We start from the raw sequence: 14788 nt of genomic DNA, 5'->3' as shown, positions 1-14788 counted from the left end.
AACTACTCCTTTTTATTTCGCTCTTTTTGAATATGTCTAATCTTTTTTCGAATGTTGCGCCAGTCGCGCTCGCTAGGGAAATAGTTAACTTCTACCGTCGGAATTCCGTCATACTGCGCCGCTGCAAAATCGGCAAGAACAAAATCAATCTGGTTCGCTCGCAAATGTTCGGCCACGATATCCGGTTCCGTCATTTCAAAAAGCTCCACCTGATCTTGAAACCTCGAAGCGATAATGCTTTTCAAAAAGCGCGTGTTGCTCACACTTAACTGCGAAGAAACCAAAATGCGCACCGGCTCGATTTCTTTACGCTGCGCAAAAACCAAGCCTTCCCAAAGCGTTCCTAGGAAGAAAATAACCGTTTCGGCTTTCACACGAGAATCAGCAACATCTTTGACCGCCTTTCGAACAGCCTCGCAAAAACTTGGAAACTCCTCTTCTAAAACGCCCGTCACATACCCCCGTTTTGATACAATAAAGCTATCAAACTCTACAAATTGCTCCAAATAAAGCAAATAACTCAAAAGCTGTAGCAAAATCTCATTTTTATTGCTCGGGTAAGGATGCCCGTAATAAACCACAATATTTTCCAAAATCGCCTCGCTCTGGACTAATTTCTCCGGCGCATGTTGCGCAAAGAAACTAAGCGACGCCTCAATATTCGCCTTCCGCTCATAGCCCAGCCCCTGCAACTGAAGCAACTTAATGCCGTAGCGCTCGCCCTCTGTTAGCACGATTCCCGTATCCTTCTCAAGCTGTTTAAAGCTATTTTTCAGGTCAGCCTCATGCTCATAAAACGGAATCGCAATTTCTGCCATATCAATGAAATACCCTTGCCTTATCCGTTCGATGCACACTTGCAGCCAAAAAAATCGTTCCTGCCGCTGCGGATAAACAAAACGGTAACCCACACAAGCTTCATGTGTGCTGATGTAGCAATCAAGCGCCTCCCTGTCATCCGCTTTAAATGGCCAACGCTCCAAACCGAAAGTTGTGTAATAGAGCTGCGAAAAAAAGTAGCGAACTTGCGCCTCATTCCCCGTGATGTACACCGGATTGATATTAAGTTCCACGCCGTAAATTTCCATTTTCTTTCGAATCCGATGAATCAACCGGTACAGCGAAGAAGGACTCGTAAACAATTCGTCTGCCCATTCTTCAACCGTCCAATTTTGAGTATAAAAACAGCCAAGCAAAAGTTTTATAGAAAGACTCCGTTGCATAAAATATTGATATAATTTATCGACATGCGCATTTTCAGGTGTTTGAATTTGAATACCTAATTTCCGAGATGTGAAAAGCGTCCATTCGTCCATTAAGTCGTTTTGAATCGCGGCAATGTCATTGTTTAACGTGCGTTTCGAACAATCCAATTGTTCAGCTAAATCCTCTAATTTGTACCACCGATTGTCAGCAATAAGAATTTCTAGAAGCTCCATTCTCCTTCTGGTACTTTTTTCGAGTAAAGTTCGCATGACACTGCCCCCATTATCGTATTTTCGTTCACCATTATTATATCATCTTAGACTAACCCAAAACATTATTTTCCACTAAAACAAAAAGACAAGATGCGAACAACTTGTCTTTTCAATAAACTTTATAAGATTGGCCTGTTTGAGCACCGTGAACACTCTTTTCAAAAGCACGCGCCACCCGGTCAGCAGGAACTGGAACGAAGCCTTCAAAAAACGGCTCCAAATTTTCAAACGACTCGAGAAGCACATTTGGGCTCACTGTATTAATCCGAATTCCCCGCGGCATTTCAATCGCAGCTGACTTTGCAAAGGCGGTAACCGCCCCGTTCGCCATCGCAGCCGAAGCACCTTGCCTAATTGGATCCTCCATCATAATTCCCGTTGTCAGTGTGAAACTTCCACCATCATTAATATAATCAAGCCCTAGTAAAACGAGGTTGATTTGTCCCCCAAGCTTACTCCGCAATGTTTGTTCATTTTTTTCAGGCGTTAGTTCCGTTAGCGGCGAAAAAACAGCGCTTCCCGTTGCACTTACAACCGCATCGACTTTCCCAATTTGATTGTACATCTCGCGAATGCTGTCCGGGTCCGTAATATCAACATGAATTTCCCCGCTATGTCGCCCAGCCGTAATAACGTCATTTTTCTTTGAAAGCCGATTAAAAACCGCTTTTCCGAGCGTTCCATAGGCACCAATTAGTAGCACTTTCATAAAAACACCTCATTTCAAATGATACGACCAGTATAACACCTCTCATGCTTAAAGGTTTATTTTTTGTTTTTCTCACCCGCATTCGATTGGAAAATATCCACCAAACTTTTAAGCACACGCGGAACTTTCACGCCCATTTGAACGAAATTTTCCAAAATCGAGATTAATTCATTAGCGAGGTAGAAAAAAATAACCGCATCACGAACTAAGTTTTTATTCCCAGTAACAAGGTCCGCCTGATGTGCAATCGCCACTAAAATGAAAATCGCTAATTTGCGCGCGATACCTTGAAAGCCCACTCTACTTCGCAACTTCCCTCGAAAACCGGCTGTAAGTAGGCCTGCCACATAATCGGCCACGGTGAAGATAAGTAAAACTTGAATCAAAACACTCCCACCTCCGAAGAAGAACGCCACAACTTGAGGAATATTTTGAACTAAATAATCCATAAACATCCTTCTTTCTGTACGCAAAAATGCCATTTGTTTTTCAGCTCAAGCAATACTTTTTCTGAAGGTCAAATGACATTTTTAATCTATTTAAATCTACTATAGTAGAATACTTAACGCAGCTTTTTAAGTCATCAGCGAAATTGGACTTTGCTTAAACGCTTCTTGCAATGAGCCCTGCCGATTTCTTCCATAAATAAAACGTTCGTCTGGAAACCCCTATTTCCTCATAAATCTGCTTATCCGTTTGAACGTGCTTTCGCACCAAGTACTCTTCAGATGAAAAAAGCAACATTTTTTGATCTGCTGTCAAAAAACCTTTCTTGCTATCACCAAGCGCTTCCAAATATTCCAACTCGCACAAGAGCTTCTGTCTATCACGCTCATTTAAATGTTCCTCCAAACGATAAATAATCGCTCGTTGTCGCTTTTTTAATTCCGCGCGTTCCATTCAAATCACCTCTTTGTCACCATTTCGGTGCTTTTTAGTTTAAAAAAAGTGTGTTCTTGCCTGATAAATTTATTATAGCACCATTTTGGTTACATGTAAACAAATTGATGCATTTTAACATATAAAGTTTCCAAAAAGGTTACAAAAGTGGTACACTGTAAACAATCATAAAGCAAGGAGCAAAGGAGCCATGGAATTAAATAAATATGTTGGAAATAAAATCAAACAATTTCGCGAAGAAAAAGGGCTAAGCCAAGAAGGGCTTGCCAAACGCTTAAATACAACAAGACAAACCATTAGCCGTTATGAAAACGGTGAAAGAAAGGCCAATCAAGACGTCTTATTCGAACTTGCCAAGATTTTCAATCAAACAATAGATGCTTTCTTCCCTCCAAGAAGTCAAGAGGCAAAAGATGAGCGCTTAATGACGATTGCAGCTCATTTAGATGATGACGTCACTGACGAGGAATTGCGAGATATTCTTGCTTACATTGAAATGAAAAAACAACTTCATCGCGGGAAGTGAAAATATGTTTGAAGAATTGGTGAATGATTATCAAAACAAAGTAACCATAAAAGAAGAAAAAATGCCTAGCAAATTGCCAGGCTTATATATTAACGGGACCATTTTAATCGACAGTCAAAAAACAGATACCGAAAAGCGCTGTCTTCTAATTGAAGAACTTATGCACTGGAAATACACATATGGCAATATTATCAATCAAAAAGAAATGGCAAATCGCAAACAAGAAATTTTCGCTAGAAGACGCGGATATGAGGAACTCGTTCCACTTGAAGATATTATTCGTTGCTTTTACAATGGTTTTAGAGAATATTTCGAAGTAGCCGAACACCTAGGCGTGACGGAAGAATTCTTAATTCAGACGGTTGCTTTTTACCGAGAAAAATACGGTCCAATGTATAACTACAAAAATTACTTTATTAATTTCGGTAATACGATTGATGTTTACCGCAAATACTAACGCCCGCTTAATCAACTTCTTGTAGTAACATGCAGCACCATCGAAAGGATATTTTTATGAAAAGGCCCAGCCACGATGAAATAAAGTTCACCTTAATTTTTATAGCTGATCCAAGCTTTAATATTTTCATACTTCAAGATGAGTTTTTCATGCGAAATCCGCAATACAAATTAACATTAACCACCTTTTTCTATACCGTCTTCTGGCTTGAAGCAAACGACTACATTTTGCGCCAAACAAAAAGCCGTTTAAACGAAAAACGGTACAAACTCACTGAAAAAGGAACCTCACTCTTACAAAGTTTCGGCCAAATGGAGGGCTTAAAAGATGAGTAAAGAAAAACTAGACTTACTTCGACAGATTGCTTACAAGTACTATATTGAAGAAAAAAGTCAAGAAACGATTGGACGTGAACTCGATATTTACCGGACGAGCGTCAGTCGTATGCTTAAACAAGCAAAAGCCTCCGGAATTGTGGAAATTAAAATTCATGATTTTGATGAGCAGATTTACGAACTTGAAACGGCGCTCCAAGAAACTTTCAACTTGAAACACGTTCGCATCGCCCGAACCGAACCCCATTTTTCAAGTAAAGAAAAAGATGAAAACCTCGCACAAATTGCATCCCTCTCTATAAAAAACATGATCAAGCCACACGAAACAGTCGGCGTCGCCTGGGGTGAAACGCTTGGCAATGCTATCGCGCAAATTGATAACCGCCGCAAAACAATGGCCACTTTTGTCCCAATTGTCGGCGGCCCAAGTCATATCCATTCCCGCTTCCACGTCAACACGCTCGTCTACGAACTCGCAAGAAAATTGGGTGGCACAAGTTTATTCGTCAATGCAACAGTTGTGCAAGAAACAGCGGAACTAAAAAACGGCATTGTTCACTCACAATATTTTCAGGAATTAAAATCCAAATGGGCAAAACTAGATGTCGCCCTCGTCGGAATCGGCGGACTTTTATCTGAGAAAACGAGCAAATGGCGTGACCTTTTATCACCAGAAGATTACGCAGAGTTACGCCTTCGCGAAGCGTGCGGGGACTCATGTTGCAATTTTTTCGATAAGGACGGCAAAGTTTTACACGGTCCACTATATGAACGCACCATCAGCATCGGCCTCGAAAATTTAAGCGCCGTCCCAACTGTTCTCGGAGTTGCTCGGTCAAAACGCAAAAGTCGGGCTATTTACGCGATGCTAAAAAAAGGCTACATCAATGCTCTTGTAACCGATGATGAAACGGCTAAGCTAATTTTGAAACATGCAAAAAGCTAGTTTGCACAAATGTGCAAACTAGCTTTTTTGGCGTTACAACTCGCTTGGTTTCGTCCGCTTTTTACCCCAAAACAGCAAAGAACTTATTTTTTTCTAGCTTATTTTTGCTAAAATGAGGGCAAAAGGAGTGATTTTAATGGAATTTATGCTCGATACTGCTAATTTAGAAATTATTAAGCGCTATGCAGGAAATTTACCCCTCGCTGGCGTCACTTCCAACCCTTCTATTATAAAAAAAGAGGGCAAGCTTGAGTTTTTCACGCACATGAAGGAAATCCGAAGCTCCCTTGACCCAACTGCCTCCCTACACGTCCAAGTTGTCGCCACCGACTACGCCGGAATGATGCGCGACGCAGAAGCCATTTTGCGCCATATCGACGACCAAGTTTTCATTAAAGTCCCCGTCACCGAAATTGGTTTGCGCGTCATCAAAGAATTGCGCGCCCAAAAAATAAATGTAACGGCCACGGCCATTTATTCGAAAATCCAAGCCTATTTAGCGATTTCGGCAGAAGCCAATTATATTGCGCCGTATTTCAACCGCATGGAAAACCTGAACATCAATCCGCGCGACGCCATTTTGGAAATGAGCACAGCAATTGAGCGGTCGGGAAGTAACACTAAGATTTTAGGCGCTAGTTTTAAAAATGTCGGCCAAGTGAATTCAGCCCTAGAATGTGGTGCCCATGCAGTAACACTAGGCGCGGATATTTTTAAACAAGCGTTTGAAATGCCTTCGATTGAAAAAGCCGTGCACGATTTCACGAGCGACTGGGAAGCTGTTTTTGGCGCTGGACATGTTGTCGCGAAATTTTAAGGTAGTAGAGAAGAATAACCGCCTTCTGAGATTTTTGCAAAAAAATAAGACCGCGAGTCCTGTCTTCCAAACGTTCGAAAACGCCGACAGTACTCCGGTCTTGTGGGTTTGGCACCCAATGGGTTATGAGGGGTTCGAACCCCCGACCCGCTGATTAAGAGTCAGCTGCTCTACCAACTGAGCTAATAACCCGATTGACTCAACGTTCTAATTCTATCACTTTTTTCAGTTTTTGCAAGAAATTTAAATTAGAAAGCTAGGTCTTGAAGGTTTCGCCTCATTTGACCTAGCTTTTTTTCAAAAATTATTCTTTAATCTCTTCTTGCATATCTTTGTTTTGAATTCTTGATTTGCGAATGTAGTAGACGATGATGACGCCGACAAACCAAAGTGGTGTAATGAACAGCGCCACGCGAGTGTCTTCAGCAAGCGCCAAGACAACGAGCACGAACGCTAAGAACACTAAAATCACGTAATTCGCAAATGGGTAAAGCGGCATTTTGAATTTGTTTTTTGCCGCTAGTTCTGGGCGTGTTTTCCGGTATTTTAAGTGTGCGAGAACAGTGATGCCCCAAATGAAAATGAAGCAAACCGTTGATACACTTGTGATGAGTGTGAATACACCTTCTGGCATAATGTAATTTAAAATAACGGCGATTAAAATGATAATTGTCGAGAAAAACAGCGCGTTGGACGGCACTTTGTGTGAAGTCAGTTTCGTCATGGATTTAGGCGCATTTTTTTCTTTTGCTAACGAATAAATCATTCGGCTTGTGCTGAAAACCGCACTATTACAAGCCGAAGCCGCCGAAGTTAAGACAACAAAGTTAACAATTCCTGCAGCAGCCGTTATTCCTACAGCAGCGAAAACCTGAACGAACGGGCTTTCAGCAGGATTAATCGAATTCCACGGATAAATGCTCATAATCACAAGGAGAGCACCAATGTAAAAGATAATAATCCGAATCGGAATGTTGTTAATCGCTTTCGGGATAACACGCTCAGGATCCTCAGTTTCCCCAGCAGTCAGGCCGACAAGCTCAATACCCACAAAGGCAAAGACCACCATTTGGAAGGAAAGTATGAAGCCATTTGCGCCGTTAGGGAAAAAGCCACCGTGACTCCATAAATTTGAGAAGCTTGAAGCTCCAGCGTCCGTTGAAAAACCTTTAATAATCATGAATGTGCCAATAATGATGAGCGCCAAGATCGCAATGATTTTAATAAGGGCAAACCAAAATTCCATTTCCCCGAAAAGTTTAACCGTCGCCAAGTTCATAATAAGCAAAATGACGAGCGCGATTAAGCCCGGCACCCACTGGGCAACATTTGGAAACCAAAATTGTGTGTACAGACCGACTGCCGTTAAGTCAGCCATCGCAATTGAAATCCAGCAAAACCAGTACGTCCAACCCGTTACAAACGCCGCCGCATTTCCAAAATAATCCTGTACGAAATCAACAAATGAATGATACTTTAAATTTGAAAGTAGTAATTCGCCAAGTGCCCGCATAATAAGAAAACAGATTGCCCCTGTAATCATATACGCGAACAAAATCGATGGGCCAGCTAAGTGAATGGATTTCCCTGAACCAAGGAATAGCCCAGTTCCAATTGCTCCCCCAATGGCAATTAGTTGGACATGACGGTTTTTTAGACCTCTTGATAATTCTTGTTTCTCTTCCATTATGTACTTCCCCCTCTTCAGTCTTGGGACTCGCTAAGTTCTTTACCAATTTTGCAGAGCCGTCTGTGTATGAACTTAAATTGATTATTAAGTTATCCTTTAATCATACAATAAAATCAGATTACTCGCAAAATATCATAAAAACAGTAAATTTTTCCTTTTTCACAATGTAAGCGCTATCACTATTTAGATTTTACCATATTCTTTTACAAATTGACAATAAGGACACTTAAAACCATCTATATATTTACCTAAATTTGTTGATAAATAAGGATTTCTTGTTATTTTTTACCTTAACTCCCAAATTGGTTCGAAATTTAGGCCTATTGACTTATTTTTTAAAAGTTTGTGAAAACGCTCCCAATTTTCGGTTTGTACAACAAAAATGCCGACACGCCAATTAAAACGAAGTCCGGCTACCCCATTTTAATCCATATAAAATTTTTTTATGGTATACTTTTCCAAAAGGAGGTGCTTTAGTTGGCGACGTTTACGCTTTTAGATAAAGTTATTTTTGAGAACGCTTCAAATATGGAGCTTAAAGATGAAAACGGGAAAATTGTGGCGCTTATTAAAAAAGAAGTACATTCTGACCGTGAAAAAGACAACTCCTATATTTATACTGCGCCAGACGGCACAATGATTGGCCAAATCCACCGTAAAAACACTGGCATAAAACGATTTATACTTGCTGAATATGAATTTTATTACGAGGGGAAACGCTTCGAATTAAAAGATAAAGTTGGCAACAGCATGCTCTATTTTTCTGTCATAGCAGAATTTCTAGATCAAAAAATTTTAATTGAGGAAAACTTAAACGAAGATGTTGACTTACATGCGAATGATAAACTGCTTGCCACTATTTTAACTGGCGATTCTTTTTTCACGATATCCTTTTCATTTGATGACAATGTCGACACCCATTCCCATCTATTCGTCCTCCTCGTTTTAATGTACTTCATGCTTAAAATTTATAAAGACGAAACTGGTGTTGTTGATGATATTATCGATATTTTTGAAGACTAAAAAAGCATAAATCCCCTATACCACTTCTAAAAATGGATTTTATGGGATTTATGCTTATTTTTTATTAAAATTAGTCTGTTAAGCTAAACGCCAAACACTTTTGACAACATGCGTCTGATTGCGGTCTGGTCCAACTGAGAACATGGAAACTTGAACACCTGTAAGTTGGGCGATACGCTCCATGTAGTGTCTTGCATTAGCTGGTAAATCATCAAGCGACTTAACGCCGGTGATATCTTCTGTCCAACCCGGTAGCTCTTCATAAACTGGTTCGCAGCGCGCCAAATCTTTAAGGCTAGCCGGGAATTCTGTAATTGTTTTGCCGTCAAGTTTATAAGCGACACAGATTTTCAGCGTTTCAATGCCGGTAAGTACATCAAGAAGCGTTAACGAAAGATCTGTTAGCCCGCTGACACGTCTTGCATGACGCACGACAACACTATCAAACCAGCCTACTCGGCGTGGGCGTCCAGTCGTTGTTCCGTATTCTCGGCCAACTTCGCGAATGTTATCGCCAATTTCATCAAACAGCTCTGTTGGGAACGGGCCATCGCCAACGCGCGTCGTATAGGCTTTCGCAACACCGACAACGTGATTGATTTTCGACGGGCCAACACCACTTCCGATAGTTACTCCGCCAGCAATTGGGTTGCTTGATGTGACGAACGGGTATGTCCCCTGATCGATGTCTAGCATGACGCCTTGCGCGCCTTCAAATAGGACGCGTTTTCCTTCGTCCAGTGCATCATTTAAGACGACCGACGTATCGCACACGTATTCCTTGAATTGTTGGCCGTACTCATAATATTCATCTAAAATTTCATCTAAAGTAAACCCTTCTAATTCATAAAAGCGCTCCAAAAGACGATTCTTTTCTTTTAAATTTTGTTCTAGTTTTTCTTTAAATGTTTCTTTGTCTAAGAGGTCTACAATTCGGATGCCGACACGCGCAGCTTTATCCATGTAAGCAGGTCCAATGCCTTTTTTGGTCGTCCCGATTTTATTTGCGCCCTTGCGCTCCTCGTCCGCTTCGTCAATGCGAATATGATACGGTAAAATCACGTGCGCCCGGTTTGAAATACGTAAATTCGCCGTATTTACACCTTTTTCATGTAAGTACGTTAATTCTTCCACTAGCGCTTTTGGATCTACTACCATTCCATTTCCAATAACACTGATTTTCTCTTTGTAAAAAATACCAGATGGAATTAGATGCAATTTATACGTGACGCCGTCAAACTTAATTGTGTGCCCCGCATTGTTACCACCTTGATAACGTGCAATTGCTTCTGCATTCTCCGAAAGAAAATCTGTAATTTTTCCTTTACCCTCATCGCCCCACTGTGTTCCAACAACAACAACTGAAGACATGTAAACACCTCATTTTTTGGTCTTTAGCTAACCATTCGCGTTAGCTATTATTTCCATTATTCATTTTACCGTTTCTCCTATCATTCGTCAACGGATATCACGAACGATTTTTTTAATACTAAAAAAATCGTTCGTTTTTACTTTTAAAAAAATAATAGACCATGAGCAGGTGCGCTCATAGTCTATCTGTCAGGCTTGTTCGCTCCACTAAAACATCGCACGGTGCGTGAAGTGTGACGTATCCAGCTACGCTCCCGAGTAAAATGCGGCTTAGCCTCGACGTGCCGACCGCCCCAACAACGATTAAATCTGCGTGGAACTTTTCATCGGCAATTTCCACGATGGTCGCTTTTGGCGGACCATAATCTAAAATCGTTTCCACGCTTTCTACGCCTAATTCTTTCGCGCGCTTTTCATAATCCGCCAACAACTTTTCTGCATTTTCCGTAAATTGATTGACCGTTTGCCCACCATCAAGCGCCGTCAAATTCGCAAAGTAGAGTGTATCGATAATTGTCGTAATTCCAAGATGCGAGCCGTTGCGCTTTGCCGCTCCTGCCGCTTTTAAAAAGGCCGCTTCCGCAGAGGGTGATCCGTCAATTGCAACTAAAATCCGTTTGTAATTTTCCATGTCAACCACTCCTTTTCACAAAACCTTACCCCTTTTTTTAGCAAAAAAAACAGAGCGATTTATTCGCCCTGCCTAATTTTAAGCCATCTCATCATATCTTACTTCAAGGTTAACAAATTTATTGTACTCCTTCACAAAAGCGAGCTTGACGTCCCCAACAGGACCATTACGCTGCTTCGCAATGAGAATCTCAATCGTTCCATCATTTTCGCCTTCACGGTCATAGTAGTCTTCACGATATAAGAATGCCACAATATCCGCATCTTGCTCAATTGAACCCGATTCCCGAATATCCGACATCATCGGACGCTTATCTTGGCGTTGTTCCACGCTACGCGACAACTGCGACAGCGCAATGACCGGCACCTCAAGTTCACGCGCAAGTGCTTTAAGTGAACGGGAAATTTCCGATACTTCTTGTTGGCGGTTTTCGCCGCCTCGGCCACTCCCTTGAATCAGTTGCAAATAGTCAATGACAATCATACCAAGCCCCGACTCTTGTTTTAAACGTCGACATTTCGAACGAATCTCATTAACGCGAACGCCTGGCGTATCATCAATGAAAATCCCCGAATTGGATAGCGTCCCCATCGCAATCGTAAGCTTCTGCCAATCATCTGACGTCAGCGAACCCGTACGCAAATTTTGCGCATTGATATTGCCTTCCGCACAAAGCATCCGCATAACAAGTTGCTCGGCGCCCATTTCAAGGCTAAATATCGCCACATTTTCATCCGTTTTTGTCGCCACATTTTGTGCAATATTAAGCGCAAATGCTGTTTTACCAACTGATGGACGAGCCGCAACGATAATTAAATCATTGCGCTGAAAACCAGCCGTCATCTTATCGAGCTCTTTAAAGCCCGTAGGAATACCAGTTATATCGCCTTTTCGGTTGTGTAAAATCTCAATGTCATCATATGTTTTAACCAAAACGTCCTTAATGTTTTTAAAAGCACCCACGTTTTTGCGCCCGGAAACTTCTAAAATGCTTTTTTCAGCTTCGTCCATGAGCGCGTCCAGCTCGTCCTCACGCGAATAACTATCCGTCGCAATTTGAGTCGCCGTCCGAATTAAGCGCCTAAGAAGCGCCTTATCTTCAATAATGTGCGCATAATATTCTAAGTTGGCCGCTGTCGGAACCGCACCCGAAAGCTCCGTTAAGTATGGTAAACCACCCGCATCCTCAATCCGACCACCAGCAGCAAGCGCCTCATAAACTGTCAGCACATCTACCGCTTTCCCGTGGTCATTCAAATCAAGCATCGTCTCAAAAATCAGCTGATGCGCCTGCCGGTAAAAATCGTCCGGCATAAGTATTTCAGAAGCCGTAATCAGCGCATTCGGTTCAAGAAATACAGCCCCTAAGACGGCCTGCTCAGCTTCAATATTTTGCGGTGGCGTTCTATCTTGAAAAGTATCCACTGCCCTTAGCTCCTTTTTTTAAAAGTTAGTTTTTCCTTTATTCTTCTGTTACGTGTACTTTCATTGTAGCGTTAACCTCGTGATGTAGCTTAATCGGTACATTCGTGTACCCAAGCGAACGAATCGCATCTGGAAGATCCATTTTCCGCTTATCAATTTTAATCCCAAAATCCTTTTGCAAGGCTTGCGCAATTTGTTTTGTCGTAATCGAACCAAACAAACGCCCACCTTCGCCTGATTTCGCCTTCAGTTCAACCGTCAAGCTCTCCAATTTTTCCTTCAGCGCTTTCGCTTCAGCAAGCTCTTCTTGCGCATCTTTTTCCGCACGTTTTTCTTGCCCGCGCAGCGCGCTCATATTTTTCGCATTCGCTTCCACAGCGTTCCCATTTTTTATCAAAAAGTTTTTCGCGTAACCGTCCGCCACGTCTTTCACTTCACCTTTTTTACCCGAACCTTTTACATCTTTTAGAAAAATGACTTTCATATTATGTTTCTCCCTTCCAATACGCGTCAATCGCGTCTAATAAAGCTTTTTCCGCCTCAGCAATCGTCACACCTTTAAGCTGCGTCGCCGCATTAGACAAATGGCCGCCTCCGCCTAGTTTCTCCATAATAACCTGCACATTAATTTCGCCCAGAGAGCGAGCACTAATCCCAATCATCTTATCAGGACGAAGCGTAACGACAAATGAAGCCTGCACATTTTCCATCGAAAGCATCGTATCCGCCGCCTGAGCCGCAATAACCGTCCCGAAAACTTCATTTTCATGACCTTTTGCAACCGCCAACCCGTCGTGATAAATCTCAAGCGATTCCACAAGTTTACTACGCTGCGTAAAAGTCGCTAAATCTTCTTTAAGAAAATTTTGTACCAAGATGGTGTCCGCCCCAAGCGACCGCAAATAACTTGCTGCGTCAAACGTGCGTGACCCCGTACGTAGCGTAAAGTTCTTCGTATCCACCACAATCCCAGAAAGTAACGCCGTCGCTTCAATTTTGCCCACCTGTTCCAAATCTGGCTGGTATTCAAAAAGCTCCGTCACAAGTTCCGCCGTTGAAGATGCATACGGTTCAATATAAACAAGTACCGGATTTTCCACAAACTCTTCCGAACGACGATGATGGTCAATGACAACCACATGCGAAGCCGATTCCAGCAACTCGCGATTCATCACCATCGAAGGCTTATGCGTATCCACCACCACAAGCAAACTCTTATTGGTAATATTTTCATTAGCCACTTGCGGCGTCACAATATTTTTAATCACATTCGGATACTCTTCAATTTCGGTCATCAGGCGTTCTACGTCCGGACTCATTTTACCCGGTTCAACCACAACATACGCATCACGATCATTCATCTCCGCAATACGCATCACGCCAAGGCTTGAGCCGATAACGTCCATATCTGGATAGCGATGTCCCATAACAAAAACTTGGTCGCTTTGAGTGATCAACTCTTGAAGCGCCTGAGAGATTACCCTGGCACGCACACGCGTCCGCTTTTCCATCGGATTGGTTTTTCCCCCGTAAAAGCGCACTTGACCTTCCGGCTGCTTAATCACAACCTGATCCCCGCCGCGCCCAAGCGCAAGGTCCAGCCCCGACTGCGCAAGATCCGCTAAACTAATCAGATCATCTTCATTGTAGCCAATCCCAATACTTAGGGTTAAAGGAATATTTTGTTTAGACGTACGCTCGCGAATACGATCTAACAACGAAAACTTTTCCTCTTCCAAACGTTCTAACATGGCCTCATTTAGAAATCCCATAAACCGGTCCGAACTAATTCGCTTCAAATAAATTCGGTGCTCACGCGCCCAGTTCGTGAGCATAGACGTCACCAAATTGTTTAACGCGCTCCGGCGTCTATCATCCATGCCCTGCGCCCATTCATCGTAATTATCAAGAAAAATAATCGCAAAAACAGACTTCTCCGCCTTATATTTCTCATTTAGCTCATAATATTCCGTGCGATCATACAGATATAAAATCCGCTCTTCACGTTTAACAATTGTATCAAAACGGTATTCACGCCATTTAATAGACTGTATACCCTCTTGTTCCTCACCTTTAATAACAGCCAGAAATTCTGGCCCGACATCAATTAGCGGCTCTCCAATTAGCTTGTGATTATCAAAATACTTCGCCATGAATGGATTTAACCACTGAATCTTATAATCGTCATCATACAGCATAATTCCCATAGGCATCTCAACAAGTGCATCTTCTTCGCTGCGTTTTATACGATACGTTAAATTAGAAACATATTCTTGCACCTCTTGATTTAAACGATGCTCAAAATAAAACATCGCTGTAATCAGTGCAACGCCTGCAACAAATATAATAACAGCGAGCCACCACTCATAGAAGAAAGTAATGACACACAAAATTATCGTTGCCGCAACTAAGCCATATAATGGATATTTAAGCATTCTTTTCTCAAAAAAGCCTTGCATTTCCATTCAGCTCCTAAACAA

At 42.0% G+C, this 14788-nt stretch carries 16 protein-coding genes and 1 tRNA gene; 6 read left to right on the top strand and 11 right to left on the bottom strand.

Translation table 11 applies throughout. The features are described from left to right. Positions 1–2: 2 nt before the first annotated feature. From BN1609_RS08970 to BN1609_RS08955, 4 genes are all read right to left on the bottom strand, one after another. Positions 3–1475 (bottom strand): helix-turn-helix domain-containing protein, encoded by a 1473-nt coding sequence (locus BN1609_RS08970; protein ID WP_088840772.1) that lies wholly within the window; start codon positions 1473–1475, stop codon positions 3–5. 112 nt (positions 1476–1587) lie between these two features. Further along, the gene (locus BN1609_RS08965; protein ID WP_088810153.1) at positions 1588–2187 is read right to left on the bottom strand and encodes a short chain dehydrogenase; all 600 of its coding nucleotides are present in this window, start codon (positions 2185–2187) and stop codon (positions 1588–1590) included. Positions 2188–2243: 56 nt separating this feature from the next. After that, on the bottom strand, positions 2244–2636 hold the full coding sequence (locus tag BN1609_RS08960; protein WP_088840771.1) for a holin family protein: 393 nt from the start codon (positions 2634–2636) through the stop codon (positions 2244–2246). A 154-nt stretch (positions 2637–2790) separates the two neighbouring features. Further along, positions 2791–3087, bottom strand: coding sequence for a hypothetical protein (locus tag BN1609_RS08955; RefSeq protein ID WP_088810151.1), 297 nt, complete (start codon positions 3085–3087; stop codon positions 2791–2793). Between the two features lie 190 nt (positions 3088–3277). On the opposite strand from BN1609_RS08955, the gene BN1609_RS08950 reads away from it, so the two are divergent. The 5 genes from BN1609_RS08950 to BN1609_RS08930 all read left to right on the top strand — a co-directional run bounded on the left by BN1609_RS08950 (position 3278) and on the right by BN1609_RS08930 (position 6168). Further along, positions 3278–3613 carry a helix-turn-helix transcriptional regulator gene (locus tag BN1609_RS08950; RefSeq protein ID WP_088810150.1) on the top strand — a complete coding sequence of 112 codons (336 nt, stop codon included), beginning with the start codon at positions 3278–3280 and terminating at the stop codon, positions 3611–3613. Positions 3614–3617: 4 nt separating this feature from the next. Then, the gene (locus BN1609_RS08945; protein ID WP_088810149.1) at positions 3618–4070 is read left to right on the top strand and encodes an ImmA/IrrE family metallo-endopeptidase; all 453 of its coding nucleotides are present in this window, start codon (positions 3618–3620) and stop codon (positions 4068–4070) included. A gap of 56 nt (positions 4071–4126) precedes the next feature. Then, a complete protein-coding gene (locus tag BN1609_RS08940; RefSeq protein WP_088810148.1) occupies positions 4127–4405 on the top strand; it encodes a DUF3116 family protein in 279 nt (92 codons plus the stop codon). Further along, positions 4398–5351 carry a sugar-binding transcriptional regulator gene (locus BN1609_RS08935; protein ID WP_088810147.1) on the top strand — a complete coding sequence of 318 codons (954 nt, stop codon included), beginning with the start codon at positions 4398–4400 and terminating at the stop codon, positions 5349–5351. The genes BN1609_RS08940 and BN1609_RS08935 overlap by 8 nt, the downstream gene beginning before the upstream one ends. Positions 5352–5487: 136 nt before the next feature. Then, positions 5488–6168, top strand: coding sequence for a fructose-6-phosphate aldolase (locus tag BN1609_RS08930; RefSeq protein WP_088840770.1), 681 nt, complete (start codon positions 5488–5490; stop codon positions 6166–6168). Between the two features lie 119 nt (positions 6169–6287). Here BN1609_RS08930 and BN1609_RS08925 read toward each other — a convergent pair. Both BN1609_RS08925 and BN1609_RS08920 read right to left on the bottom strand, forming a co-directional pair. Continuing rightward, positions 6288–6360: transfer RNA gene (locus tag BN1609_RS08925), tRNA-Lys, on the bottom strand. A gap of 112 nt (positions 6361–6472) precedes the next feature. Beyond that, complete coding sequence (locus BN1609_RS08920; RefSeq protein WP_088810145.1) at positions 6473–7855, bottom strand: amino acid permease; 1383 nt, start codon at positions 7853–7855, stop codon at positions 6473–6475. 480 nt (positions 7856–8335) lie between these two features. Between BN1609_RS08920 and BN1609_RS08915 the strand changes: the two genes are divergently transcribed. Then, positions 8336–8881 carry a hypothetical protein gene (locus tag BN1609_RS08915; RefSeq protein ID WP_088810144.1) on the top strand — a complete coding sequence of 182 codons (546 nt, stop codon included), beginning with the start codon at positions 8336–8338 and terminating at the stop codon, positions 8879–8881. 78 nt (positions 8882–8959) lie between these two features. Here the strand turns inward: BN1609_RS08915 and BN1609_RS08910 are convergent, their stop codons facing one another. From BN1609_RS08910 to BN1609_RS08890, 5 genes are all read right to left on the bottom strand, one after another. Further along, the gene (locus tag BN1609_RS08910) at positions 8960–10252 is read right to left on the bottom strand and encodes an adenylosuccinate synthase (RefSeq protein WP_088810143.1); all 1293 of its coding nucleotides are present in this window, start codon (positions 10250–10252) and stop codon (positions 8960–8962) included. A gap of 175 nt (positions 10253–10427) precedes the next feature. Continuing rightward, positions 10428–10883: a universal stress protein gene (locus BN1609_RS08905; RefSeq protein WP_088839039.1), complete on the bottom strand. Its 456-nt coding sequence runs from the start codon at positions 10881–10883 to the stop codon at positions 10428–10430. Between the two features lie 78 nt (positions 10884–10961). Then, on the bottom strand, positions 10962–12308 hold the full coding sequence (gene dnaB / locus BN1609_RS08900; protein ID WP_088810141.1) for a replicative DNA helicase: 1347 nt from the start codon (positions 12306–12308) through the stop codon (positions 10962–10964). A 37-nt stretch (positions 12309–12345) separates the two neighbouring features. Beyond that, positions 12346–12792, bottom strand: coding sequence for a 50S ribosomal protein L9 (gene rplI / locus BN1609_RS08895; protein ID WP_088810140.1), 447 nt, complete (start codon positions 12790–12792; stop codon positions 12346–12348). 1 nt (position 12793) lies between these two features. Then, entirely contained in the window at positions 12794–14767 is a 1974-nt protein-coding gene (locus BN1609_RS08890; protein ID WP_088810184.1) for a DHH family phosphoesterase, read from the bottom strand. Positions 14768–14788: the final 21 nt, after the last annotated feature.

The organism is Listeria sp. ILCC797 (assembly GCF_900186185.1).
Lineage (GTDB): Bacteria > Bacillota > Bacilli > Lactobacillales > Listeriaceae > Listeria > Listeria goaensis.
The sequence above is the reverse complement of the archived record's forward strand: the minus strand, read 5'-3'. Positions and strand labels throughout refer to the sequence as shown.